Raw genomic sequence first — 22,635 nt, forward strand, 5'->3', positions numbered from 1 at the left:
AGTTGCAAGGCGGAGATTTTTTCTGATTTTTTCTTTTTTTTGCAGAAAGTCTCTCGCAATACAGGGCATTAAAAGTACAATTTGGAAACATTTAATTTACTATTACGGTTTGTAAATCATTCTGCCGTTATAAAACTCTGTAGGGGCGAGCAATGCTCGCCCGTGCCCGCGCGCTATGTGCAAGGCCTTCCCGGAAAAGCCTTGCTGCACCAGGTTGGCGGGCGAACAATGTTCGCCCCTACATTCTCTCTATAACAAAGCAGGTGCTTTTTCTTACTTTTTCTCATTTTTTTCAAGAAATTCTCTCGCAATACTCCTTTCTCTCCCCTGCCCTGCCACAAACTTCCTATAAAAAAAGACTCGCAAATCCATTGCGAGTCCTTTTCTGTAACAATTATTGCTTCTGTAACTCCTGCAGCAAGGGATTGTGCAGCAGCAGCCCCACGATTTGATAGCGGTAGCTTTTGACCGTCTGCCCCTGGGATTCCGAGTAAAGCCCGCGGACACAGCCGCTTTCCCGGTCAAACAGCGCGTCGATCAGCTGCAGCTGCTCCGCTGTGACCAGCAGCGTGACCTGTCCCTTCGTGTCAAGGCCGCGGCCATGGGTCGGCATGTACTTTTCGCGGCAGTCAAACGACGACAGCACGTAATAGCTCTCGGGGTGCTTCTCTGCCTCGATGCGCCGCGCGGATGCTGCGTCCTCATCCCCGCACACGCAGTGGTCCAGGCCGACCTGCCGGAGCTTGGCCAGCTCCTCCTGCAAAATGCGGTTGGCCAGCGTACCGATCTTACTGTCCTGCCACAATGCTTCCATCTCAAGCAGGTCGTAAATTTTGCGGTGCAGGCGGATACGCAGCCTATACTTCCTGGGCTTCATCGGCGCTGCGCTCCACCTTTGCAATTATTTCCCGCAGCCGCGTGGCCGTGGCGATCATCTCGTCCAGCTCCTTCATGGCCTGCCGGCGCTCCTCGTGGGTATATTTTTCTGCAAGGCGCTTCTCGGGGTTTTTCCTGCGCAGCATCGTTTCCAGGCGGCTTGTCTGGCTGGACAGCTTGCCCGTAATTTTGCTCTGTGCCTTGGCGCCGGCGGTCTTTTCCCTGACCTCCCGGATGACCTCTGTCTGCTCGACCTGCGCGGCGGGCTGCTCCGGCGGGATGGTCTTGACCTTTCGGATGGTCTCCTTCAGACACGCCATCTCCTTCTGGACCGTGAACACCGCAGCGACCAACGCCTCGTGGGCATCCTGCATGCTGCTGGTGTCGGCCACCGTCCGCAGTGCATCCACGAACCGCCCGCGAATCGCTTTTTTCTCGTCCTCAATGGCTGCGCTGCCCGGGCCGTTGTACGCAATAGCATAGAGCTGCTGCAGCATTTGGGCAGCGATTCTCTGTTCCTCGGGCGTCATCCGCAAAAAACTCTCCGCCTCGCTGCGCAGCACAAAGCCACGATCCAGCAGATCCTTGAGACCTTCATTCAGATTTTTTTCAATGCTCAGATCCTTATCGATCTGCCGCCCGTTGATGGGCGTTGCCTCCTTGATGGCCTTTTTTGCCTCGGCTGCTGTCAGGTTGTACGGCTCTGCCTGCAGGCAGGACACCAGCTCGGCAACCGCCTTGCGGCGGATCATCTCGTTGGCAAAGCCGCCGCGCACCTGCAGATTGGCGCTCAGCAGCATGACCTTTTTCTCGTTGTCGCTGAGCGGTGTTGTGACAACACGGCAGTTTTTGACTGTGTTCCACTTTGCGTCGCCGCGCGCCTGCAAATAATTCAATGCCTTATAGCGGCGCTCGCCGGAGAGCAGAACGTACTTCGTCTGTTTGCCATCCGTCCGCGGATATACGACCAGATTGTGCATCAGGCCGTTACGGTCAATGTCGTTGGCCAGTGTTTCCACATCCTCGTCGGTGTCCAGCTGGCGGAAAATCGCATTGTCCGGGTTCAGCTCGATGTCCTGCAAGGCAATTTCCCGCAGCTCATAGGCAAGCTCGGCGCGGTTCTGCGTGGCCAGGTTGGCAATCAGGCTGCCGGAGGCGTTGTTGTTTCCGGCGCTGAAAACCGCCTCGGTGGACGGAATACCCACCTCGACCTTGGATCTGCCGGGCTTCTTTTTCATAGCCATCTTACTTTTCCTCCAATTCCGCCAGGCGCTTTTTCAGCTCCTCATACGCCGCCACATAGCTTTTGGCCGGGGGCTGCGTGCGGGCCGAGTAGCAGACCGGCACGCAGCGGTTGATGCTGTTATCCACACTCTTGCCAAAGGCGATTTCCGCGTTGAACAGCGTTGCGCCGAGCTTGGCCCGGCAGTCACTGCGGATGTCCTGCGAGGCTGCACTTTTCTGCACCATCGTCAGCATCACGCCGACGCCCTTGATGCGGGAGGTCTTGCTCTTGCGCATCTCATTGCAGAGCACATAGGTGCGGAACGCCGAGTCCTCCGAGAAGGAATCGCACTTCAGCGGGATCAGCACATAGTCCGCCGCGGCAATTGCGTTGGAGAGCAGCAGGCTGTCCCGGCTTGGCTGGGTGTCGATCAGGATATAATCGTACTCGTCCTTGACCTGGCGCAGGAAATAGTCCAGCACGTCGGTATCGCTGGCCAGATACTTCGGGTCGCCACGGTCATAGTCCCGCTGGGCGTCCGTGTACAGATCCTCCAGCCGCTTGGACAGGCGCGGCGTCTGGTCGTTGGCCGGGATCAGGTCCACGTTTTCATATTCCGACTCGACGATAAAATCTCTGGTCTGTGTGTTGTAGCGGAAGCCGTCGATCATATCATACAGACTGCGGTTGGCAAAGGCCTTGCTGGTAATGGCGTTGCCGCCTGTCAGGGCAAACGTCAGGTTGCCCTGCGGGTCGGTGTCCAGGCAAAGCACCTTTTTGCCCTCGTCGCCCATCAGATAGGCAAGGTTAGAGGTCGTTACGGTTTTTCCGCAGCCGCCCTTTTCCACCGCAATGGTTATTACTGTTGCAGCCATTCGCTTGTTCCCCATTTCATTATGTAGTTATAACACCGTGGCAAATTATTTTTTATGTCGTTTTCATCTATGTATAGTATACCACATTTGCCAGCATCGTCAACAGCACTTTTGCAGTTTTGGCAGGGCTTTTCTGCGGCAGAGAAGTCTTATAACTCCGTGGCAAACTTTTATATAAAGAAAAAAGCATATAGACACGCCCATGCCGCAGCTTTTGCGGAGCGGGTATCCATACGCTTTTTGTTATGCTTTTTGGTCTTATAACTCCGTGGCAAATTTATTCATCAAAGACGGACAGATCTGCCTTGAAATGATCCGTTGCACCAGCGCTGCGCAGCTCGTCCCTGCCGCTCGGGATGATCGTAATATCCTCCATCGCGTTGTATACAATGGTCGCGTTGTACTGCGGCGACTTGAGCTGGCCGTGCTCCTTTTTGGTCAGCATCATCCGCGCCATGCCCAGCACCCAGCAGGTCAAATCGTGCTGCTGGGCCAGGATGCGGTTCAGCGCGTCGCGGGTTTCCTGCGCCTGCTTTGCCCTTTTCTCGCTGTTGGTGTTGGTCAGCAGACGCGCCGTGTATACCAGCACCGAGGACACCGCACTGTACAGCTCCGGTGAAATTTTTTCCTGCAGGGTCTGGCTGCGCGCCCTGCTTTCCAGCACGCGAACAGCCCGCGTCACCGTCATAGTAAACAGCTCGTCCCCCAGCGGCTCTGCCACGGACACAGCTGCCGCGCTTCGTTCCGGCTCGGTGGTTTTCCGCGTCCTTCTGCGGCGCGGGACTTCCTCATTGCGAGCGCTTTTCTGCGCGTGCAGCTGGCGCACTGCGTCCATCTCCTGCGCGGATTTGTAGCGGATGAACAGGTACAGCCGCTCGTATTTTCTGCCGCCGCGGATGCGGACCGGGATATAGTCAAACCAGAGGTCGGTCATCTGGTTGATCTCGTCCCTGGCCTTGGTCAGGACGTAGCGCTCAAAATCGTGGAAGTTGCTGTACTTTTCGGTCAGCGGCTTTTCCTTGTCCTTTTTGCGCTTTTCCGGCGGGGGAGAGAGCTGCTCCTTCAGCTCCTGAATGTCAAACACCTTGTACTTGAAGCCGCGGATGTCCTGCGCCTTGTCCGGGAAACGGTCCAGTATCTCTTTTGTGACCGGCTGAAACACCAGGCCGTTCGTGTAGCCGTAATCGGTGTCTCCGTTGTCGTAGGAAAGCAAAATTTCGTAAAAACGCATGGAGTAGGTGCTGTTCATCGTCAGCAGATATTCCACGTTGTAGGAGGTATAGTTGCTTTTCAGCTGGGAAAGATAGGGGAGTATCTCCGGATTGAAGCGCACGCGAATCTGCTTGTCCCGGTCATTCACGGTGGAGCCGCGCTGCAGCCAGGACAGGACCTTGTACTGGTGGCCGTCGCTGGCCGGGTCCAGGCTCCAGAAGGAGCGGTCCTCCAAACTTTTGACGGTGTCCTTCAGGTATTCCAGATAGGTGTTGTCGTGCATGTTGACCCCGGCCAGCCGCCCGAAGTCGGAAAAGCTCAACGAATAAACGCGGTCCGCATCCGGGGTCTCCTTGGGGTTGATCTGTGCCATCATCGCCAGCAGCACCTTTTGCTCCAGCTTTGGCAGGGCATATTTTGTCTTTTGGATCAGGTCATTACTCTTGGTGATGATCGATTCCGACGCCGGATTGTACTTGGGTACATTGCCTGCAGAGCGGGTGCGGCGGTGCTTTTGTGGCGGTGTGTTTTCCTGCGCAGGGAGGTCTGGGTCATAGTATTCGCCTTCAATGATGGTGTCATTTTTCCGCTTTTCAGACATAGACCTACACCTCCACAAATACAGTACATTAAGCATACACGCAATTGCGGAAAATGTCAACGGCTTCTCGCAATAAAAAATAAATGTGCCATTTGTATTTTTTTCTTATAATTATTATTTATTATTTTATAAATTTATCTCTTTATATATAATAAGTAGATTGCGAGTTTTCTTCTGCTGAATTGAGAGTAAAATTCCTGTGAAAAAAGAGTTTTCTTCCCACGAAAAAAGAGAAATATTCTGCTGTGCTGAGAGTTCTATTCTGCTGATTTTGCCAGAATAAAACTCTCAATTCGGCAGAAAAAAACTCTCAGTACGCAAGCGGCTGCGGGCAAAGCAGACAGCGAAATGCGAGTTTTCTTCTGCGCTGTTGAGAGAAAAATGCTGCGCAGTGAAAAAATCAGTTCGCGGCTTTTCCGGCGGAGCAGGGGAGAGTACAGTGACAAAAAAGAGAGGGCAGAAGAGAAAAAGGCTTATTGAGAGAAATTTTCTGACAACAGAAGAAAAAAACAGAAAAATTCTCCTTTTTGTATTGCGAGTTTTATTCTGAGCAAAAAAATCTCCCGGAATCTTCGATAGTACGTAAAAGTATACGAAAAAAGCAAAAAGTATTGCGAGAAATCTTCTCCACTGCAAAAATAGCACAAAAGAAACAAAGTGTAATAGTTTATATATAATATACAAAACGGCAAATAAATTCATGCGCATCCGGGGAAACTGGCAGGGAAGGGGAGAGGGCCGGCAGGAGAAACACAGCTTTTCCAAAATGCAGACTGCCAAAAGGCGACGCAGAGCCGAAGGTAATTATTTTTATAAAAATGCAGAAAAAAACTCTCAATAGTCCCACCGCGGGCGTCTATTGAGAGTTTTTTTCTGCAAAAGAATAAAAAAATTCAGAAAAATGCAGCCGCCCGCAAGGGCCGTCTGCACCCCCTTATTATCGGGAGCAGGTCACAGCATCTGTTGCCGTATAGTCAAACAGGCCGTCGTTTTTCTCCTCCAGAGCCTTGATCATGTGGTAGGTGTATTCGTTGTAGGGCGTCGGGATGCCTAACTCGCGCCCCATGCGCATGAGCGCACCGGAGAACATATCGATTTCTGTGTGCCGCCCGGCGTCGAGGTCCTGCAGGGTGGAGTAGCGCGCGGTTGGCGGCACGGTGCTGCCGTGGGTGGAGGCCGCAGCTGCCTTGGAGAGGTCGATCCCCTTGGCGGCGGCAATGGCCTCCAGCTCGCGGCGCAGGCCGTCGCTGATGGCCTTTATATGGGCACTGTCGCTGTAGCAGCCGACGCCTGCGCCGAGGATCGCCTGCGGCAGATTGTTGCAGACGTTCAGCCGGAACTTGGACCAGATCTCCTCGCGGATATGCTCGGTCACACAGAAATGAATGCCCGTGTCCGCAAACAGCGCCCGCACCGCCTGCACCCGGTCACTGTCAAACGGTGCGGTCAGCTCCCCGTAGATGATGCCGATGGTCGTCTCAGGGTCAAACCGCACACCGTCCTCGGTGCGGTGGGAGGCCACCTTGATAAGCGCGGGCAGCACATGAGCCGCGCCGATCTGTGCGGCGATGAGCTCCTCGCTGTCAACGCCGTTCATCAGGCTCATGACAACGGTGCGTTCGCTCACAATGGTGCGGATGCTGTCCAGCGCGCCGGGCAGTGCGCCGTATTTCAGCGCGACGATCAGCAGATCGACGCCGTGGGCCTGCTGCGGGGTCCAGACCTGCGGGTGATAGACCTGCCCGTTGATCGTGCAGCCGTTTTGCCGCAGCCGCTCGGCGCGGGAACCCTCCGCCACGACGCCAAGCTGCAGGGTGTTGGCAGCGGCCTTGTCGGCCAGGCCCCACAGCACATAGCAGCCGACGGCTCCGGCCCCCAAAATAGCAACAGATTGAATTTTCATCGTCTACATCCTCCCGTCAGCCGGCACGGCCCGGCTGGATGATGCGGATCAGCTCCTTATCCAGCTGCAGGGTGCAGTGCCACGGATTTACAATAATGCCCGCAATTTCCGGTGTCGAGAGCGCTGCGGCAAACAGCTTGTCAATGTCTGCAAGGAAGGTCGATTTCACCGTGTCAGGGCTTTTCATCTGCTCCTCAAACGAGGTAAAGGCGTACCACCAGCTTGCGCCGTCCGCCGTCGTCACGACCCGGGGCTGCACCTGCCCGCCACCGGGGACAGGCTCGACGGCCACGATCCACTGCCCGCCTGCCTGCATACAGCGGCGGACGACGGTCAGTGTGTGGGCCAGCTGCTCCGGGGTAGGGGACTGCTGCAGCTGCAAAATGGCAGTTTCGATGGTTTGATTCATCTGTAAGGATTTATCTTGCGGCATCGGGAACATCCTTTCCGATTTACGATTTGTCTGTTTCCTTTATTATACCAGCGATTTTCCAAAATGCAAAATTTCCGCGGAACGGCATTGACGAACCCGCGCTGCCGCGGTACAATGCAAAGTAACCAAGCAAACAGATAGGAATAAACAACAGGGGTGATCTACCAATGCAGCCGCTTTCTGACCGTACCGCAGGCTTTACCGATTCCGTCATCCGCCGCATGACCCGTATCTCCAACCAATACGGCGCGGTGAACCTTTCCCAGGGCTTCCCGGATTTTGACCCGCCCAAAGCAATTCTGGACCGTCTGGCCGAGGTCGCGCACGAGGACTACCACCAGTACTCCATCACCTGGGGCGCGCAGAACTTCCGCGAGGCGCTGGCCGCCAAGCAGACCCGCTATATGGGCCGGACAATTGACCCCAACAGTGAGATCGTTGTGACCTGCGGCAGCACCGAGGCGATGATGACCGCCATGATGACCGTGACGAACCCGGGGGACAAGGTCGTTATCTTCTCGCCGTTTTACGAGAACTACGGCGCGGACACGATCCTGACCGGGGCGGAGCCAATTTATGTGCCGCTGACGCCGCCGGAATTTACCTTTGACCCCGAGGTGTTGGAGAATGCCTTCCGCCAACACCCGAAGGCGCTGATCCTGTGCAACCCCTCGAACCCCTGCGGCAAGGTGTTCACCCGGGACGAGCTGGAGCTGATTGCGGGCCTTGCCAAAAAGTATGATGTCTATGTTATCACCGACGAGGTGTATGAGCACATCGTCTACGCGCCGCACACCCACACCTATTTTGCTGCGCTGCCCGATATGTGGGAGCGGACGATCTCCTGCTCGTCGCTGTCCAAGACCTACTCGGTCACGGGCTGGCGGCTGGGCTACGTCATTGCGCCCGCGCCCATCATTGAGCGCGCCAAGAAGGTACACGACTTTCTGACCGTCGGCGCGGCGGCTCCCCTGCAGGAGGCCATCATCCCGGGACTGCGATTCGGCCAGGACTATTACGATGACCTGCTGGCAAAATACACGCACAAGCGCGATTTGTTCTGCAAGGGCCTGGACGCTCTGGGCCTTGTCCACAACGTACCGCAGGGTGCGTATTATGTGATGATGGACATTTCCGAATTCGGCTATGACAGCGATTTGAAGTTCTGCGAGGAGTTGGCCGCTAAGGTCGGTGTCGGCGCGGTGCCGGGCTCGAGCTTCTTCCGGGAGCCTGTCAACCACCTGATCCGCTTCCACTTTGCCAAGAAGGACGAGACGCTGAACGACGCGCTGAACCGCCTTGAGACGCTGCGCGGCAAAATTCCGGCAAGAGCAGCGCGGTAAGGCTTTATAACTCCGTGGCAAATTTAAAATGTAAAAGAGCAGCCGACCCGCTGACAGAGCTACAGCGGGTCGGCTGCCTTTTTTATCGTGCGGTTTTCGGTTTATAATCACGCATTTCCGGAATCGCTCCGCCTGCCACGGCCCACAGGTACAGGCTGGCCACGCTGCAATAGGGGCTGAACCTGCGGCGGTACTTTTCAAACAGCTTGCGGTCAATTTTGCGGTGGTGGTAGACCATCCGCAGACCGCGCTGGATGGCAAGGTCGTCGTAGCTGAAAATGTTGGGCCGCTGCATACAGAACAGCAAAATCATCTCCGCCGTCCAAACACCGATGCCCTTCAGGGCGCTCAATTCGCGGATGGCGTCCTCGTCGCTTTTCTGCCGGATGCCCTCCGGATCGAACGCACCGCTGTGGACGCGCTCGGCAAAATCGGTGATGTATTCCGCCTTGCGAAAGGTCATGCCCAGCGCCTGCAATTTGGGAACACCGGCAGCCAGGATCGTCTCGGCGTTCACGGTGCCCAGTGCGTCCTGCATCCGCTGCCAGATCGTGGCCTGCGCCTTCGTCGAGATCTGCTGGCCGATGATGTGGTGTACCACCGCCGAAAACAAATCGGTATCGACGACGCGGTCCACATGCCCGATTTTGTCGATGACCTCACACAGCCGCTTATCCCTGGCACGCAGGTAGGCAAGCTCGGCTTCCCCGTAGGCAAAAAACATCGGCGCTCACTCCTTTACGGCGTCGGGCAGTACGTCGCCCAGCGCCAGCACGGCATTGCGCACGCATTCGGGGCAGGGGCAGAGCGGCACGCCGGTGGCAACGCCCTTCAGCTCCTTGCAGATAGTCGCGCCGCACCGCTGTTCAAAGCTCCGGACCAGTGCGCGTGCCACAGCGGGCGTGCCGCGGCCCTCCGTCAGGATGCCGGCCACCATCACAGCGCCGATCAGTGCGCCGCAGGTGCTCTCCAGGCAGCCCATACCGGCAGCGTAGCCTGCTGCCAGCATCCGCAGGGTGTCGCCCTCCACGGGCAGCTTGTCCTCAAATACCTTTACAACAGACTGGGTGCAGTTGCACTGCCCGGTGGTTTTTAATTCTGCAGCTGCGGCTGCACGTTCGGTAAGGGTCATGGTGCAAGCCTCCTTGTCAGTGGCAGTGATGCCCGCCGCAGTGGTGCTCGCCGTCGTGGTGGCCGCAGTGAACAGCAGTGGGGTCATGGACGAGCTTTCCGGCCAGCAGCGCCAGCACGGCCTTGTCAGCGTCGCCGCTGACACCGGCGTACAGCCTGATGTTGGCCCCGGCTACGGCAGTCTGTGCGCCCGCGCCGATGCTGCCGCAGATCAGCGTGTCAACGCCGCCGCGCATCAGAAAGGCCGTCACAGCGCTGTGGCCGCTGCCCGCGGTCTCGACGACCTCGGTGTGTAAAATCATGCCGCTCTCGATGGTGTAGAATTTAAACTGCGGTGCATGGCCGAAGTGTGGGAAAACCTGGCCGTTTTGATAGGGTATTGCAATTTTCATGGTAGTGCTCCTTTATTTGTCATTACCCATGATTATAGGGGATTGGCGGGAAAAAGGCAACAGTCTTGCAGACTGTCGAAAAACTTTTGTAGGGGCGAGCATTGCTCGCCCGCGTCCGTTTGCTTTGCCAGAAAACTATCCCGAAAAATGCGCTGCGGCGGTAGGCTGGCGGGCGACCATTGGTCGCCCCTACACACGCAATAAGGCGAGAGTGCAATTTTTAGACGGTCTGAAAGGCAACCACCTTGGATATTTTGCAAAATACGGATAGAGCTTTGCAGCGGAATGCGGTATAATGATAAAAAGGCTGCGGGCCGTTACGGCCTGTTTTTCAGCCGGTGAGGTGCATATACGATGACATATATTCAACATTATGACGCCCCGTTGGGCCGTATCCTGCTGGCGGCGGACGAGGTCGGGCTGACCGGGCTGTGGTTCGACGGCGCGAAATATTTTGCCGACGGACTGCCCGCCGAGCATACCGAACGGGAAACGCCGGTCCTTTCCGAGGCCCGGCGCTGGCTGGACCTTTACTTTGCGGGGCGGGAGCCGAGCTTTCTGCCGCCGCTGCACCCGGCTGGCTCGGCGTTTCAGCAGGCGGTGTGGGCGCTGCTGCTGCAAATTCCCTACGGGCAGACCGTGACCTACGGTGAACTCGCGCGGCAGCTTGCGGAAAAGCAGGGAAGGCCCCGGATGTCTGCGCAGGCCGTGGGCGGCGCTGTCGGGCATAACAAAATTTCTATTATCATTCCGTGCCATCGCGTGGTCGGCACCGGCGGCAGCCTGACCGGATATGCCGGAGGCATTGACAGAAAGGTAAAGCTGCTGGCGCTGGAGCAGACCGACATGACCCGCTTTTTTGTGCCCAAAACGGGCACGGCACTGCTATAATTTGTACAGTTGATTACAAAATGTTATACCGTGATAAAGGAAGGCACAAATTATGAAGCACCGCATTGTGACCGCTGCGCAGATGAAGGAGATCGAGCGTGCAGGCAACGCCCACGGCCTGCCCTATCTGCAAATGATGGAAAACGCCGGGCTGGCCGCCTACACCCAGCTGCGGGCGCGCCTTCCGCAGGGTGGGGCATTGCTCATCGTCTGCGGCAAGGGCAACAACGGCGGAGACGGCCTTGTGATGGCCCGCGCCGCCGCCAAAGATGGCTGGCGCGTGGTCGTCCTGCTGGCCGAGGGCGACCCTAAAACGCCCGATGCCATGACGAACTATGCACGCCTGGCAGACCTGCCGGTCACCAAATGCCGCGATGCGGCAGCGCTGGCAGCACAGCCCTTTGACGCCGTCGTGGATGCTTTGTATGGCACCGGGTTTCACGGCAGCCTTCGCCCGGCCGGGCTGGCTGCCTGTACGCTGATGAATCGTCAGCGGGAAAGCGGCGCATTCGTGCTGGCCGTCGATCTGCCCAGCGGCATCAACACCGATACGGGTGAGGCCGCCGAGGGAGCCGTCCGCGCAGACCTGACCGTGACGTTTGACAGCTGCAAGCCTCTGCACACAGCTCCAAGCTCCGCACCCTTCTGCGGTGAGATCGTCTGTGCCGACATCGGCATCCGGGACGAATGGCACCCGGCAGGTCTTGCACAGCTTTAAACGCGGAATTTTGCCCTTACCAAAAAGCACTTTCCCTTATATTTGCATTGCAAATAAGGGAAAGTGCTTTTGTCTTGCTCACTAGGGGGGACTATAGCAACCGCTGCGATTCCAAAATCGATAGGGTAAAAGCCCTCCATACACAACTTCGCTAAATCAAAGTTTAGCGAAGGATAGGGGGAGGCTCCATACTTTTCCGCAATTTTGCGAGTTTTTATTATACCTCTTTCGGCTAAATCTCTTTACACCTTCAGCATCCTGTATCCAATGCCGATATGCGTCTGGATATACTGCGGCGAATCCGGCTCGGATTCCAGCTTTTTGCGCAGCGTAGCCATAAAAACACGCAGCGAGGCCACGTCATTGTCCCAGGAACTGCCCCAGACTTCGTGGGTGATATAAGTATGGGTCAGCACTTTGCCGCAATTCTTGGCCATGACGCAGAGTAGCTTGTACTCGATGGGCGTCAGGTGCAGTTCCTGCCCTTTCAAGGTGGCACAGCCAGCCGCAAAATCAATTTGCAGATCACCGTTGGTAAAAACCGAACAACCGGCGGCGTTTTGCAGCATCGAGATGCGGCGGAACGTTACCCGCAGCCGCGCCAGCAGCTCCTCTACCGAGAACGGTTTCGTCAGGTAGTCGTCGGCGCCGCTGTCCAAGGCTTCGATTTTATCGCTGTCCTCGCTGCGGGCACTGATAACGATGATGGGCATCGCAGACCAACTGCGAATACGGCGAATCACCTCGATACCGTCCAGATCAGGCAGACCAAGATCCAACAGCATCACATCCGGTGCATGGATCGTTGCCTGTTGGAGTGCTTCGGACGCAGTAGCCGCCGCAATGTACTTGTAATCCTGCGTTTTCAGTGTCGTGGTAATCAGGTTGCGGATAGGCGCATCGTCCTCCACAACCAGAATCAAGGGTTTATTCATGCAAAGAAACCTCCCCAAGGGGCAGTGTAAAAGTAAAGATGCAGCCGTGCGGCTTATTGTCGGACAGTGTAATGGTGCCGCCGTGGGCTGCGATGATCGTGCGGCATAAGGCCAGTCCCAGCCCAAGGCTGCGGCGGCTGTCCGAAATGCGTTTTTCCCCGGTGGAGAACATTTCAAAGACCTTTTCTTTTGCTTCGTCGGGAATACCGGGGCCGTCATCGCTTACCCGAATTACGGCGCTTTCCCCCTGCGCCGCAGCGGAAAGGACAATGTGCGACCCGGCAGGCGTGTATTTGATGGCATTATCCACCAGATTGATCAGGACCTGCACAACCAGCTTGGCATCCATGTGCGCCAGCAGCAGATCATCGTCCATCTGTACAGTAATCGTGTGCTGCCCGCTGTGCCGGTTGGTATGGCGCAGGGCTTCTTCAAACACTTCACTTACTAACTCTGTAGAGATGGACAGATTCATCCGCCCATCCTCAATGCGGGAGATGGAAAGAATGTTCTCCACCAGATTGATGAGCCACATAGAGTCGTCGTAGATGTCCAGAAACGTTTGCTTGCGGGTGGGGTCGTCCATCTTCTCATAGTTGCTGATGAGGTTGGAGGCATTGCCGGAAATGGATGTCAGCGGGGTACGCAGGTCGTGGGAAATCGTGCGCAGCAAATCGGCGCGCAGTTGTTCATTCTTGGCGCGGACGGCAGCGCGCTCTTTTTCCTCGGCATTGCGGATATTCTGAATCGCCAATGTGACCGTAATGATGGAAACGATCAGCATAATGGCAAAGGTGACAGGGTAGCCGCGCTCGTATGCGTGCAGCGTCAGGCGGGGCTCTGTAAAGCAAAAATTGAAAAGAAGCACGCTGGAAAACGAGCTTAAAAAGCCGTAGAAATAGCTTTTGGTAAAAAGCGAGGTCAGCAATGTCCCCAGAATATACACCGATATGATATTTTTGGTAAAAGAGAAATACCAGAAAATATTGCCGATGCCGGTTGCAGCGGTCAGAATCAGCACCGTGATCAAAAGATCCTTTGCCTGTCGGACGGCCTGTTCTTTCATTGTATCAGGAGATGGCTTTTTAATATTCACAGCAAATCCTCCCTTCTGAAGGGTATCATACCATATTTCGGGCGGCATTACCAGCGCCGGAAGCCTTCACGCCGCTCAAATTGTGCGCGGCGAACGCTGCGCCAGAACGCATCACATTGGACACCGATAAAAACAAGAAAAAGTCCTGCGGCCAGAAACAGCAAAATCAGCAGTGCCGTTCTCAAATGAACCACTTCCCTTGCAAACGATCAGATATGAAAGCACCGGCTCAGGGCCTTGCCCTCGCCCAGCACCAGCAATGTGCCGTCACCGGGCAGAACCGTGTCCGAGTCAATGTTGACATCGGCAATCCCGTTGCGCTTGATGCCCAGAATGTTGATGCTGTATTTCTTGCGGATATTGATGTCGCCAACGGTCTTTCCGATCCACGCGGACGGCACAGCTACTTCCAGAATGGCGTGGTCGTGGTCCAGCTCGATATAATCCAGCACATGGTCGGACCCGTAGCGGATGGCCGCCCACTTGGCCAGCTGCTTTTCCGGGTAAAGCACCTCATCCGCACCGTTGCGCAGCAGAAATTTAGCCTGCACATCCCGTTCCGCACGGGAGACGACCATTTTTGCGCCCAGCTCTTTCAGCAGAGAAGTGGTTTCGAGCGAGCTCTGAAAATTTCCGCTGATCGCCACAATACAGACATCAAAATTGCGGACGCCCAACGCCTCCAAGAATTCCGCGTTGGTGCTGTCGCCGATTTGGGCGTTGGTCACAATGCTCAGAACGGCGTTGACACGGTCCTCGTTTTCGTCCACCGCCATGACCTCATGGCCGAGCTTGTTCAGCTCCTCTGCGATGTGGCGGCCAAATCGACCCAACCCGATCAGTAAAATAGATTTCATGGTATGTACCTTTCTTTATCCTACGGTGATGCGTTCCTGCGGCAGCCGTGCAACGCTGCTTTTGCTGCCGGAGAGCGCTGCATAAATCATAGTCAGTCCGCCGACGCGCCCAATGAACATCAAGAAAATTAAAATCCCCTGTGAGACGATTCCAAGATGCGGTGTCAACCCCAGAGACAGCCCTACGGTAGCAATGGCCGAGGTCGTTTCAAACAGACATTCGGACAGCGGCAGCGTCTCCACCGTGCTGATGACAAACGCTCCCGTCAGCGAAAGGACGAGATACAGTGTAAAAATAGCTGCGGCATCATGGACCGCTTTTTCTTCCATCCGCCGCCCGAACATTTCGGGGCTTTTCTGCCTGTGGAATACAGCAAACGCATTGGCGACAAGCACTGCCGCCGTTGTTGTCTTGATGCCGCCCGCCGTAGAACCCGGTGAACCGCCGATGAACATCAGCAGAATGGTAAGGCCGCGCCCGCTGCTGGACAGTGACGTATAGTCTGCCGTATTGAATCCCGCTGTTCGGGGCGTTACGGACTGGAACAGCGAGAGCAGCAGCCGCTCCCGCAGTGTGCTGCCTTTGAATTCAAAGCAGAAAAAGTATAGCGTTGGCAGCAAAATTAAGAGCGCTGTTGCCGCCAGAATCACTTTGCTCTGCAGCCGATAGCGATGAAAGCAAAGCCGATTGGTCCGCACGTCATCCCATGTCAGAAAGCCGACGCCGCCCACAACGATCAGGGCGGAAATCGTCAGGTTGATAACCGGGTCTGCGCGATATGCGGTCAGCGAGACAAAAGGCATGTCGGGGGTACCCATCAAATCAAAGCCCGCATTGCAGAAAGCGGAGACGGAATGAAAAACGGCTTTCCATATCCCGGAAACGCCGAAATCCCGGCAGAAAACCGGGAGCATACAAAGCGCGCCGATTCCTTCTATCATCAAAGAGGTACGGATCACAAAGCCTGTCAGCCGTACAATGCCGCCGACTTTTGGAGCAGACATGGCCTCCTGCATCCGCCCGCGCTGGGACAGGGAAATGCGCCGACCTGATAAAAGCGAGAAAGACGCGCCGACTGTGATCACACCCAAGCCGCCGATTTGGATCAGCACCATCAACACGGCCTGACCGAACGCTGACCAGTGAGAAGCCGTATCCCGCACAACCAGCCCTGTGACACAGACGGCGGAGGTTGCTGTGAATAATGCCTCATGGAAAGGGGTGACGGTGCGCTCCTGCGCAGAAATCGGCAGCATCAGAAGTGCCGCCCCGATAAGGATAACCGCTGCAAACATCAGAATTATGGACTGAAAGTAATTGAGCTTACAGGCTAAACGCCGATGAAATGGCAAGAGAAATCACACTCCAGCAGAATTTTCGTACAATACAGTATAGCGCCGCCCGTTTAAAGATGGTGTTAAGCTTTTCTGCCGGAATATTAAGATTGCGTTAAGATTGCATTGCATCCGATGCTTCGGAGAGGATCGTGCATTGGCTGTTTCTTCTTTGCACGAAAAATTCGCCGTTTCCTTGTGGAAACGGCGAACGATAACGAATACTGTTTTTCTGTCTGCTTGACGGTGTGAACCTCCAAGCATTTTATGGCTTTTACTTCGGTCTTTTTGGGGTCTTTTTGGGAGGAATGTGCAGCAGCCTCTCAAAACCCACTTATTTTCCAAGCACAACGGACAGCTTGATTTCCTTTTCCGTCTCGCTCAGGTCGAAATCGCCGCCGTCGGCGACGGTCACGCGCAGCTCATAGAGCGCGCCGTCCGTCAGCTCCGTCGCAGCCGCGCCGGTCTCGTCGGTGATCGACCACAGCTCGGGGGCAACCTTTACAAGCTTGCCGTCTGCACCATAGGCGTAGAGCGTCAAATCGGAGGTGCTGCCGGACAGGTTGTTCATGCGGAAGGCAACCGTGGTATTGGGGTGCACATTGCGGATGGTTGCGGTATTGCGCCAGCTTGCAACCGTACCTTCGCCGCCGTCCTGTGCAAACTGATCCTGCGCAAGCACATTTCTTGCCGCCTGATCGAGATCGACTTCGCGGTACGGAAGCTCGGGCAGGTAGACAAAGCGGTCCTGCAGGCGGAGCAGCTCCAGATAGCCGGTTGGGCAGTAGAGTGCATTTCCGCTGTTGCCGGTGTACATGCCGATGGCCATATTATTGTAGCCGTACTTGTTGGATACATCCATCGTAAAGACAGTCTCGCCGGTTTCAAAGTCGAGAATGATGTACTGCCACATACCCGTGGTCAGATCCTGCACATAGCCGTAGATATAGCCCGTTGCGGTGGAGAGCTTCATGATCGCGGTGTCGCTCAGATCGTTTCGGGTCCAGATGCTCTTCATCTCGTAGCCGCTGTCGGTTTTCACGGTGTCCACGCGCTCGACGCCGGGGGCGATCATGGCATTGCCCTTCATCAGCCAGTTCTGGTCATAAATGTTGGCGTAGCTCTGGATCGAAGAATCGTTGTTGGGGTCGGCAAGGCCTGCGTTGCCCGCGCCGAACCAGTTGCAGACAATCGTGCTGACCGTGCCCGCGCCGTCATCGTAGACGATTGCAGAGTTCTCGATTGCCACCTGATAGCCATCGGGCAGATCATCGAGCACCGGCGTTTTTGCCACGACCTCACCGGTTTTCATGTCGAGCGCAAGAAGATTCACGGGGTCTGCATTGTCGGTGAACATCACAAGGTTCGGCGTCAGCGTCGGCGAGCAGCCGCCGCCCCACGCAAGACCGCCGCCGGTGGTCTTGTCGCCTTCACCGCTGACCTTCGCGCCGACGCTCTCATACGGCGTACACCAGACAGCCTCGACACCGTTGTTGGCGCGCAGCAGATAGCAATTCTTATTGGTCAGAATGACCGCGCCGTCCTTGGAGGCGGCAATGCCGTTCTCCGCGCCCTCGCCGGGCGCCAGCTCGTAGACGAAAACCGCCTTCGACAGGTCTGTCTGCTCACCGTTGAGGATCGCTTCGATTGCCGAGTGGGCGATATAGCCGAGAACGCCCTGCTGCTGGCGCTCGGGATAGATGCGGAAGCCGCCGGTGGCGAACCAGAGGTTCCCGTCGTAGTCAAATACCACGGAAAGAAGATTCTGCGTCAGCTCCTTGCCGAGCGCGGCCTCTGCCGCCGCCTTGATGTCGATGTCAAGCACCTTTTCAAACTCGGGAAGGACATTGCCCTCCTCGTCCGTTGCGCGGAGCATCAGTACATGGTTGTTGCTGGTCGGGCAGACGATGCGGTTTTCAGCGTCCAGGAAGGTGTAGGAGCTTTGGATCAGGTAGCTGCCGCCGTCATGCTGCTTCGGGGAAAAATAACCGAGCGTCTTTGTCTCCTCCGCATTCAGATCGCGGATGGCGATGCCGCCGAGCAGCGGAACGACTGCATGGCCGTAGCTGTCAAAGTAAATGGCAGGAGACGCATTCGCGTTTGTCGTCTCATAGGAGACATGGATCTCCGGATAGATGCCGAGCGGCAGGATCTCGTCGGTTGAATCGGTGTTATAGCCGTCGTGATGGATGTTCGCATCACTCTTTGCCATGTAGGGGTTTTCGTCGACCTGCTTGGGCTGCAAGGCCTTCACGGGGAGTGCGCCGGATACCGGCGCGGAAGGGGTCGTTTCCTCGACAGGTGCGGCTGTGGCAGCCGGTGTTGCTGTGGCGGAAGGCGTCTGCGTGGCCTCCGCCGGTGCCTGTGCTCCGCTGCAGGCTGCCATCGACAGGGTCAATGCTCCTGCCAGCAGGAAGCTGCCTGCAGTATAAATCGGGTTTCTCTTTTTCATCGGTGATCCTCCTTGCTGTGTTGGTTGTGATCCGCTCGGGGCGAAGCAGACGGTTGTTTTTCCTCTACCCATACATAAAGCCCCTGCCGGAATGCTTCTTCCGTTATCGGCTCCAGCAGAAAGTAGTCTACGCGCAGCCGGAACGCATGCAGGGAAAAATCCAGCTCGCTGCACCAGATGATGCGCGTTTCCGGGAAAAGCGCCCGCAGGTGCTCCACTGCATTCAGCCCATCCACGCCCGGAAGGGAAATTACAGCGTTGGTCGGCGCATTTTTGCGCGCGACCTCAAAGAATACCTCCTGCCCGCGGTAGCAGTCCACCCTGGGAAACAGACCGCGCTCTGCGCAGAACCGTGAAAGTTGTTCTCTGTAAAAGGTCTCTTGCGTTTCGCTCTTTGTCAGCACGGCAATGTGGTACATAGCGCTCCGCCTCCTTTCTGCCGTCGTCGACTGTTTCTGCTTTCAGTATACGGAACGGTGCAGGCTTTTCAAGCCTTTTGGCACGAAAGCCCCAATTCCGGCACGAAATCGGGTTTTTCCGCCGTGCCGGAGTCGGACAGTTGTGGTATAATTAACATAGAATCTTTTCCGAAGGAGCCAGTCCGGCATGAGAATAGCAATTGTGGATGATCTTGAGACCGAGCGCGCGCAGCTGAAAACGCGCCTTGCGCGGCAGCTGCGCCTGTGCGGCGCCGAGGCGGAGCTATTGGAATTTGAAAGCGGCGAGAGCTTTCTCGCCGCAGAAAAAGAGCAGCGCTTTACCGCCGCGTTTCTGGATATTTACATGCACGGGATGAGCGGCATGGACGCTGCAAAGGAGCTGCGCAAAACGGATGCAGACTGCCTTCTGGTTTTTACCACGACCTCAACCGACCACGCGCTGGAGGGCTTTCAGGTCCGTGCGCTCCACTATCTCGTGAAGCCCTTTTCCGAGGAGGAGCTTTCCGCCCTGCTTGCCGAGATGCTTGCAAGACTCCCCCGCCCCGAGCCGGTCCTGACGGTGAAGGTCAGCGGCAGCGATGTCCGTCTTTGCTACCGGGACATTATCTCGGCAGAGCATTTTGCACATCTGATCAACATCCGCACGACTGCCCTGAAAACGCTGGTCACCCGCCAGAGCTTTAAGGTGTTCACCGAGCCTCTGAAAAAAGATCCCCGCTTTTTCGTCTGCGGCAGAGGCATGATCGTCAATTTAGAGCACGCCGCAGATTTTCGGGACGGTGCCTTCTGCATGACAGACGGCAGCAGCGTCTATGTCAGTCAGGAGCTTTTAAAGCCTGCCCGGCAGGCGTTTATGGAATTTCTGCTGCAAAGGGAGCGTATGAAATGAAGGATATTCTGCGTCCGATTTTGGAGCTTCTCGTCGTACTCCCCGGCCTTTTGCTTGGATATTTCCCTGTAAAAACCTATCTGAAGCAGTCCCCCGGAAGGCTGGCCGCCTGGCTTTTTCCCTTGATGGCGTGCCTGTGCATCGGCAGCGGGCTTGCCTGCTATCGGCTTCATGCTTCCACGGTCTTTGCCCTTGCGGGGGTCGCGCTGGCTGCGGTCTGCCTGTATACCAGAACGCTTACCATCTCCCTCTGGAAATCCGGCACGATTGCGCTGTCCGTCTGCGCGGTGTTCGCGTGCGTGAACAGCCTGTCCCGTGCCGTCAGCGCCGCGATCATCCGGAATCTGCAGCTGCCGCCGGACGGACCGTGGCTCTGCCTGGGCGCCTGTGTGTTCTATAATGCCGTTTGCTGGGTCATCGTGCTGGCCGCGTATTATCCTGCGACACATACGGTGCGTGCGATGGTCGAGGACGACAATTTTGCGCAGACCTGGTATGTGTTCTGGGTCCTGCCGCTGGCGTTCATTCTTTTGAACCTTTTCATGATCCCGCGCTATCAGTCAACGCTCCAGACAAGCCGCGTACTGCAGGGCTATATTGTGCTGAGCAGTGCGCTTCTGGTCTTTATGTTCTGCTTCAATGCAGTTTTCCTGCTGATGGCAACCAGTCTCAACCGCAATGCGAAGCTGCAGCAGGAAAACCAGTTTCTTTCGATGCAGCAGCAGCGCTATGAAAACCTCAGGACCGCCATCGAGGAAGCGCGGCAGGCACGGCACGATATGCGCCACCAATTAAATCAAATTTCTGCGCTGGCCGAGGCAGGTGACCTGGAGAACCTGAAAAGCTACCTTGCAAAAACCGTCTCCCGCATCCCGAATCTTGATATGTGCTTCTGTGAAAACCGTGCGGCTGACAGTGTTGTCGGCTATTATTGCGCCATGGCAAAGCGCGATGAGATCCCCTTCCGCGCCAGACTCGACCTGCCGGAAACACTGCCGGTTGACGAGATCGATATGTGTCTCGTGCTTTCCAACCTGCTGGAAAATGCGCTGGAGGCAAGCCTTCGCACCGCACCGGGCAGGCGGCATATCGAATTGACCGCTTGTGTTCACGCCGACCGGATTCTGCTGATCGAGGTTGAAAATGCGTTTGACGGCGAGATCAACGAAAAGAACGGCGTTTTCCGCTCCTCCAAGCGGAGGGAAAACGGGATCGGTATCCAGTCCGTCACCCGTATTGCGGAGAAAACCGGCGGCACCAGTACCTTTACCCATCAGAACGGCACCTTCACCGCCAAGGTCATGCTCTGCGGATAAGAGAATGACTGTCCAAAAATTGCATTCCTGCCTTATTGCGTATGTAGTAGCGTGGTAATTCTAAAGCTTTACTTTTAGTTTTAATGGACTAGTAGGGGCAGGGCACGCCCCGCCCGCGACCATATACTATAATGAATATAATGGGTTGGCTTGTAGGGGCGGCATATATGCCGCCCGCCGCAGCCGTCCCGATAATGCGGTATAACGGGTAAACCGCACGGGACGCATATATGCGTCCCCTACAAACCTGCCGGAAAAGGCGAAGTTTTAATTTTAACGGGCTAGTAGGGGCGACCATTGGTCGCCCGCCAACTTACCGCAGCAACGCATTTTCCGGGACAGTTTCCTGCAAGGCAAACGGGCACGGGCGAGCAATGCTCGCCCCTACAAGAGTTTTTCGACAGTCTGAGGGGCTGTTTCACATCCCCCAAAAAGAAAGACCGAAGTTGTAAAGCCTTTTTTGGCTTTACAACTTCGGTCTTTTGCTTTAAGTTAATAGTTGTGAACAAAAAAACTCAAAAGCAAAAACAGCATATCGAAATTTTGGAAAAAAGTCAACAGTTAAAATTTCGGATGCCGACAGAAATAAGAATATCGAAACACAACGCACTCTATCAGGCAAGCATCCAGCTTGAGGGACTGGATTATACAAAGTTGTATAGAGCTTATTCGGGAATCCGAAAATCGCAGATAGAGCCGCGTGTGTTATTTAAAGTACCGGTGTGCGCCTATATGAAGGGCGTATATTCCAGCCGTAAAATAGAGGAATTGTGCAGGGAGAATCTGGTATTCCGCTGGCTGCTGGAGGATCAGAAAACACTGGATCACTGCACTATAGCAAGATTTCGGGGCAACCGTAACCTGCAGGAAGCGTTTGAGGATTTGTTCTTTCAATATGTAAAGAAGCTGGAGAATAAAGGGTATACCGAGTACTCCGAGGTGTTTGTGGACGGAACCAAAATCGAAAGCAAAGCAAATCGGTATACATTCGTATGGCTAAAGCAGGTAAGCAAACAGCTTGAGAAAATCAAGGCACGGTTGAAAGAACTGGTATGTTCGCAAGGAAATCTGACCTCGACTAAGGTTGAGAAAAGACTGGAACAACTCAATACGGAAATCGAGGCACAGGGCATTGAAGTGAAAAAAGGCCGCGGGCACCATAAGCCGGAAATCGTTCGGGAGCGGGATGAACTGGCTCTCTTGTATCGCCGCTGGATGGAGTATAACAGAAAGAAGGCAATTTGCGGGGAGAATCGCAACAGCTATTCCAAGACAGACACAGATGCCACTTTTATGCATATGAAAGACGACCATATGCGCAATGGCCAGCTAAAACCCGGATATAATGTTCAGTTTGCTGTCAATAGCGGTTTCATAACCGGCATTGGCGTATTCAGCAACAGAGCGGCCTTCGGCACGCTGATTCCGTTTTTGACCTATTTATGGCATAAGCACGGAAAATCCTATCGCAATGTCGTGGCGGATTCCGGCTATGAAAGTCTTGCCAATTACCGCTGGCTGTTTGAAAATGGCCAGACTGCATTTATTAAGCCCGCCAACTATGAATCGGGGAAAAAGCGTTCTTCAAAGGAACAGGTTGGCAGAATGGAAAACATGGGTTATTACGAACCGGATGACTGCTTTATCTGCAAGAACGGCAGACATTTGGATCTCAGTTCTCACTATACCTCCCATGCGAAGGACGGTACAGAGCG

Annotated in this window: 21 protein-coding genes; 6 read left to right on the forward strand and 15 right to left on the reverse strand. The window is 55.4% G+C overall.

The window, feature by feature from the left end; translation table 11 throughout:
* Window positions 1–394: 394 nt before the first annotated feature.
* The 6 genes from B5D32_RS10960 to B5D32_RS10985 form a co-directional block, all read right to left on the reverse strand.
* Entirely contained in the window at window positions 395–877 is a 483-nt protein-coding gene (locus B5D32_RS10960; RefSeq protein WP_078785059.1) for a hypothetical protein, read from the reverse strand.
* A complete protein-coding gene (locus B5D32_RS10965) occupies window positions 858–2,120 on the reverse strand; it encodes a ParB/RepB/Spo0J family partition protein (protein ID WP_078785060.1) in 1,263 nt (420 codons plus the stop codon). The genes B5D32_RS10960 and B5D32_RS10965 overlap by 20 nt, the downstream gene beginning before the upstream one ends.
* A 1-nt stretch (window position 2,121) precedes the next feature.
* The gene (locus tag B5D32_RS10970) at window positions 2,122–2,976 is read right to left on the reverse strand and encodes a ParA family protein (protein ID WP_159447029.1); all 855 of its coding nucleotides are present in this window, start codon (window positions 2,974–2,976) and stop codon (window positions 2,122–2,124) included.
* 277 nt (window positions 2,977–3,253) lie between these two features.
* Complete coding sequence (locus B5D32_RS10975; RefSeq protein ID WP_159447030.1) at window positions 3,254–4,789, reverse strand: replication initiation protein; 1,536 nt, start codon at window positions 4,787–4,789, stop codon at window positions 3,254–3,256.
* A gap of 937 nt (window positions 4,790–5,726) precedes the next feature.
* On the reverse strand, window positions 5,727–6,692 hold the full coding sequence (locus B5D32_RS10980) for a ketopantoate reductase family protein (RefSeq protein WP_078785063.1): 966 nt from the start codon (window positions 6,690–6,692) through the stop codon (window positions 5,727–5,729).
* 16 nt (window positions 6,693–6,708) lie between these two features.
* The gene (locus B5D32_RS10985; protein WP_242943446.1) at window positions 6,709–7,125 is read right to left on the reverse strand and encodes an SseB family protein; all 417 of its coding nucleotides are present in this window, start codon (window positions 7,123–7,125) and stop codon (window positions 6,709–6,711) included.
* 167 nt (window positions 7,126–7,292) lie between these two features.
* Between B5D32_RS10985 and B5D32_RS10990 the strand changes: the two genes are divergently transcribed.
* The gene (locus tag B5D32_RS10990; RefSeq protein WP_078785065.1) at window positions 7,293–8,468 is read left to right on the forward strand and encodes a pyridoxal phosphate-dependent aminotransferase; all 1,176 of its coding nucleotides are present in this window, start codon (window positions 7,293–7,295) and stop codon (window positions 8,466–8,468) included.
* Between the two features lie 82 nt (window positions 8,469–8,550).
* Here B5D32_RS10990 and B5D32_RS10995 read toward each other — a convergent pair whose 3' ends face one another.
* Genes B5D32_RS10995 through B5D32_RS11005 form a run of 3 tightly spaced genes read right to left on the reverse strand, consistent with a single transcriptional unit; the run spans window position 8,551 to window position 9,991 of the window.
* Complete coding sequence (locus B5D32_RS10995) at window positions 8,551–9,192, reverse strand: DNA-3-methyladenine glycosylase family protein (RefSeq protein ID WP_078785066.1); 642 nt, start codon at window positions 9,190–9,192, stop codon at window positions 8,551–8,553.
* 6 nt (window positions 9,193–9,198) lie between these two features.
* Window positions 9,199–9,600, reverse strand: a complete 402-nt coding sequence (locus B5D32_RS11000) for a C-GCAxxG-C-C family protein (protein WP_078785067.1) — start codon at window positions 9,598–9,600, stop codon at window positions 9,199–9,201.
* Between the two features lie 16 nt (window positions 9,601–9,616).
* Window positions 9,617–9,991: a NifB/NifX family molybdenum-iron cluster-binding protein gene (locus B5D32_RS11005; RefSeq protein ID WP_078785068.1), complete on the reverse strand. Its 375-nt coding sequence runs from the start codon at window positions 9,989–9,991 to the stop codon at window positions 9,617–9,619.
* A gap of 354 nt (window positions 9,992–10,345) precedes the next feature.
* On the opposite strand from B5D32_RS11005, the gene B5D32_RS11010 reads away from it, so the two are divergent.
* Together B5D32_RS11010 and B5D32_RS11015 are read left to right on the forward strand one after the other, a co-directional pair.
* Window positions 10,346–10,882 carry a methylated-DNA--[protein]-cysteine S-methyltransferase gene (locus B5D32_RS11010; protein ID WP_078785069.1) on the forward strand — a complete coding sequence of 179 codons (537 nt, stop codon included), beginning with the start codon at window positions 10,346–10,348 and terminating at the stop codon, window positions 10,880–10,882.
* Between the two features lie 52 nt (window positions 10,883–10,934).
* Window positions 10,935–11,600 (forward strand): NAD(P)H-hydrate epimerase, encoded by a 666-nt coding sequence (locus B5D32_RS11015; RefSeq protein WP_078785070.1) that lies wholly within the window; start codon window positions 10,935–10,937, stop codon window positions 11,598–11,600.
* A gap of 242 nt (window positions 11,601–11,842) precedes the next feature.
* Here B5D32_RS11015 and B5D32_RS11020 read toward each other — a convergent pair whose 3' ends face one another.
* The 6 genes from B5D32_RS11020 to B5D32_RS11045 form a co-directional block, all read right to left on the reverse strand.
* Entirely contained in the window at window positions 11,843–12,535 is a 693-nt protein-coding gene (locus B5D32_RS11020; RefSeq protein WP_078785071.1) for a response regulator, read from the reverse strand.
* Window positions 12,528–13,631 (reverse strand): sensor histidine kinase, encoded by a 1,104-nt coding sequence (locus B5D32_RS11025; RefSeq protein WP_242943447.1) that lies wholly within the window; start codon window positions 13,629–13,631, stop codon window positions 12,528–12,530. Before B5D32_RS11025 ends, B5D32_RS11020 begins: the two co-directional genes overlap by 8 nt.
* Before the next feature lie 209 nt (window positions 13,632–13,840).
* The gene (locus B5D32_RS11030; RefSeq protein ID WP_078785074.1) at window positions 13,841–14,488 is read right to left on the reverse strand and encodes a potassium channel family protein; all 648 of its coding nucleotides are present in this window, start codon (window positions 14,486–14,488) and stop codon (window positions 13,841–13,843) included.
* A gap of 15 nt (window positions 14,489–14,503) precedes the next feature.
* Window positions 14,504–15,841 carry a TrkH family potassium uptake protein gene (locus B5D32_RS11035; protein ID WP_276327548.1) on the reverse strand — a complete coding sequence of 446 codons (1,338 nt, stop codon included), beginning with the start codon at window positions 15,839–15,841 and terminating at the stop codon, window positions 14,504–14,506.
* A 316-nt stretch (window positions 15,842–16,157) separates the two neighbouring features.
* Window positions 16,158–18,275 carry a hypothetical protein gene (locus tag B5D32_RS11040; RefSeq protein ID WP_078785076.1) on the reverse strand — a complete coding sequence of 706 codons (2,118 nt, stop codon included), beginning with the start codon at window positions 18,273–18,275 and terminating at the stop codon, window positions 16,158–16,160.
* Complete coding sequence (locus B5D32_RS11045) at window positions 18,272–18,694, reverse strand: response regulator transcription factor (protein WP_078785078.1); 423 nt, start codon at window positions 18,692–18,694, stop codon at window positions 18,272–18,274. The genes B5D32_RS11040 and B5D32_RS11045 overlap by 4 nt, the downstream gene beginning before the upstream one ends.
* Before the next feature lie 187 nt (window positions 18,695–18,881).
* Here B5D32_RS11045 and B5D32_RS11050 point away from each other — a divergent pair, with 187 nt between their 5' ends.
* The 3 genes from B5D32_RS11050 to B5D32_RS11060 form a co-directional block, all read left to right on the forward strand.
* The gene (locus B5D32_RS11050; protein ID WP_078785079.1) at window positions 18,882–19,604 is read left to right on the forward strand and encodes a LytR/AlgR family response regulator transcription factor; all 723 of its coding nucleotides are present in this window, start codon (window positions 18,882–18,884) and stop codon (window positions 19,602–19,604) included.
* A complete protein-coding gene (locus B5D32_RS11055) occupies window positions 19,601–20,920 on the forward strand; it encodes a sensor histidine kinase (RefSeq protein ID WP_078785081.1) in 1,320 nt (439 codons plus the stop codon). The genes B5D32_RS11050 and B5D32_RS11055 overlap by 4 nt, the downstream gene beginning before the upstream one ends.
* A gap of 297 nt (window positions 20,921–21,217) precedes the next feature.
* Window positions 21,218–22,635 (forward strand): transposase (locus B5D32_RS11060; RefSeq protein ID WP_078785082.1); only part of this gene is annotated, 1,418 nt, incomplete at its 3' end.

The sequence above is a fragment of the Gemmiger formicilis genome (assembly GCF_900167555.1).
Taxonomy (GTDB): domain Bacteria; phylum Bacillota; class Clostridia; order Oscillospirales; family Ruminococcaceae; genus Gemmiger; species Gemmiger formicilis.

Coding starts and splice junctions, on each gene's coding strand:
- B5D32_RS10995 (WP_078785066.1), bottom strand. CDS start 9,192: ATGTTTTTTGCCTACGGGGAAGCCGAGCTTGCCTACCTGCGTGCCAGG.
- B5D32_RS11020 (WP_078785071.1), bottom strand. CDS start 12,535: ATGAATAAACCCTTGATTCTGGTTGTGGAGGACGATGCGCCTATCCGC.
- B5D32_RS10970 (WP_159447029.1), bottom strand. CDS start 2,976: ATGGCTGCAACAGTAATAACCATTGCGGTGGAAAAGGGCGGCTGCGGA.
- B5D32_RS11040 (WP_078785076.1), bottom strand. CDS start 18,275: ATGAAAAAGAGAAACCCGATTTATACTGCAGGCAGCTTCCTGCTGGCA.
- B5D32_RS11015 (WP_078785070.1), top strand. CDS start 10,935: ATGAAGCACCGCATTGTGACCGCTGCGCAGATGAAGGAGATCGAGCGT.
- B5D32_RS11005 (WP_078785068.1), bottom strand. CDS start 9,991: ATGAAAATTGCAATACCCTATCAAAACGGCCAGGTTTTCCCACACTTC.
- B5D32_RS11010 (WP_078785069.1), top strand. CDS start 10,346: ATGACATATATTCAACATTATGACGCCCCGTTGGGCCGTATCCTGCTG.
- B5D32_RS11000 (WP_078785067.1), bottom strand. CDS start 9,600: ATGACCCTTACCGAACGTGCAGCCGCAGCTGCAGAATTAAAAACCACC.
- B5D32_RS10965 (WP_078785060.1), bottom strand. CDS start 2,120: ATGGCTATGAAAAAGAAGCCCGGCAGATCCAAGGTCGAGGTGGGTATT.
- B5D32_RS10975 (WP_159447030.1), bottom strand. CDS start 4,789: ATGTCTGAAAAGCGGAAAAATGACACCATCATTGAAGGCGAATACTAT.
- B5D32_RS11055 (WP_078785081.1), top strand. CDS start 19,601: ATGAAGGATATTCTGCGTCCGATTTTGGAGCTTCTCGTCGTACTCCCC.
- B5D32_RS11045 (WP_078785078.1), bottom strand. CDS start 18,694: ATGTACCACATTGCCGTGCTGACAAAGAGCGAAACGCAAGAGACCTTT.
- B5D32_RS11030 (WP_078785074.1), bottom strand. CDS start 14,488: ATGAAATCTATTTTACTGATCGGGTTGGGTCGATTTGGCCGCCACATC.
- B5D32_RS11050 (WP_078785079.1), top strand. CDS start 18,882: ATGAGAATAGCAATTGTGGATGATCTTGAGACCGAGCGCGCGCAGCTG.
- B5D32_RS10980 (WP_078785063.1), bottom strand. CDS start 6,692: ATGAAAATTCAATCTGTTGCTATTTTGGGGGCCGGAGCCGTCGGCTGC.
- B5D32_RS10990 (WP_078785065.1), top strand. CDS start 7,293: ATGCAGCCGCTTTCTGACCGTACCGCAGGCTTTACCGATTCCGTCATC.
- B5D32_RS10985 (WP_242943446.1), bottom strand. CDS start 7,125: ATGCCGCAAGATAAATCCTTACAGATGAATCAAACCATCGAAACTGCC.
- B5D32_RS10960 (WP_078785059.1), bottom strand. CDS start 877: ATGAAGCCCAGGAAGTATAGGCTGCGTATCCGCCTGCACCGCAAAATT.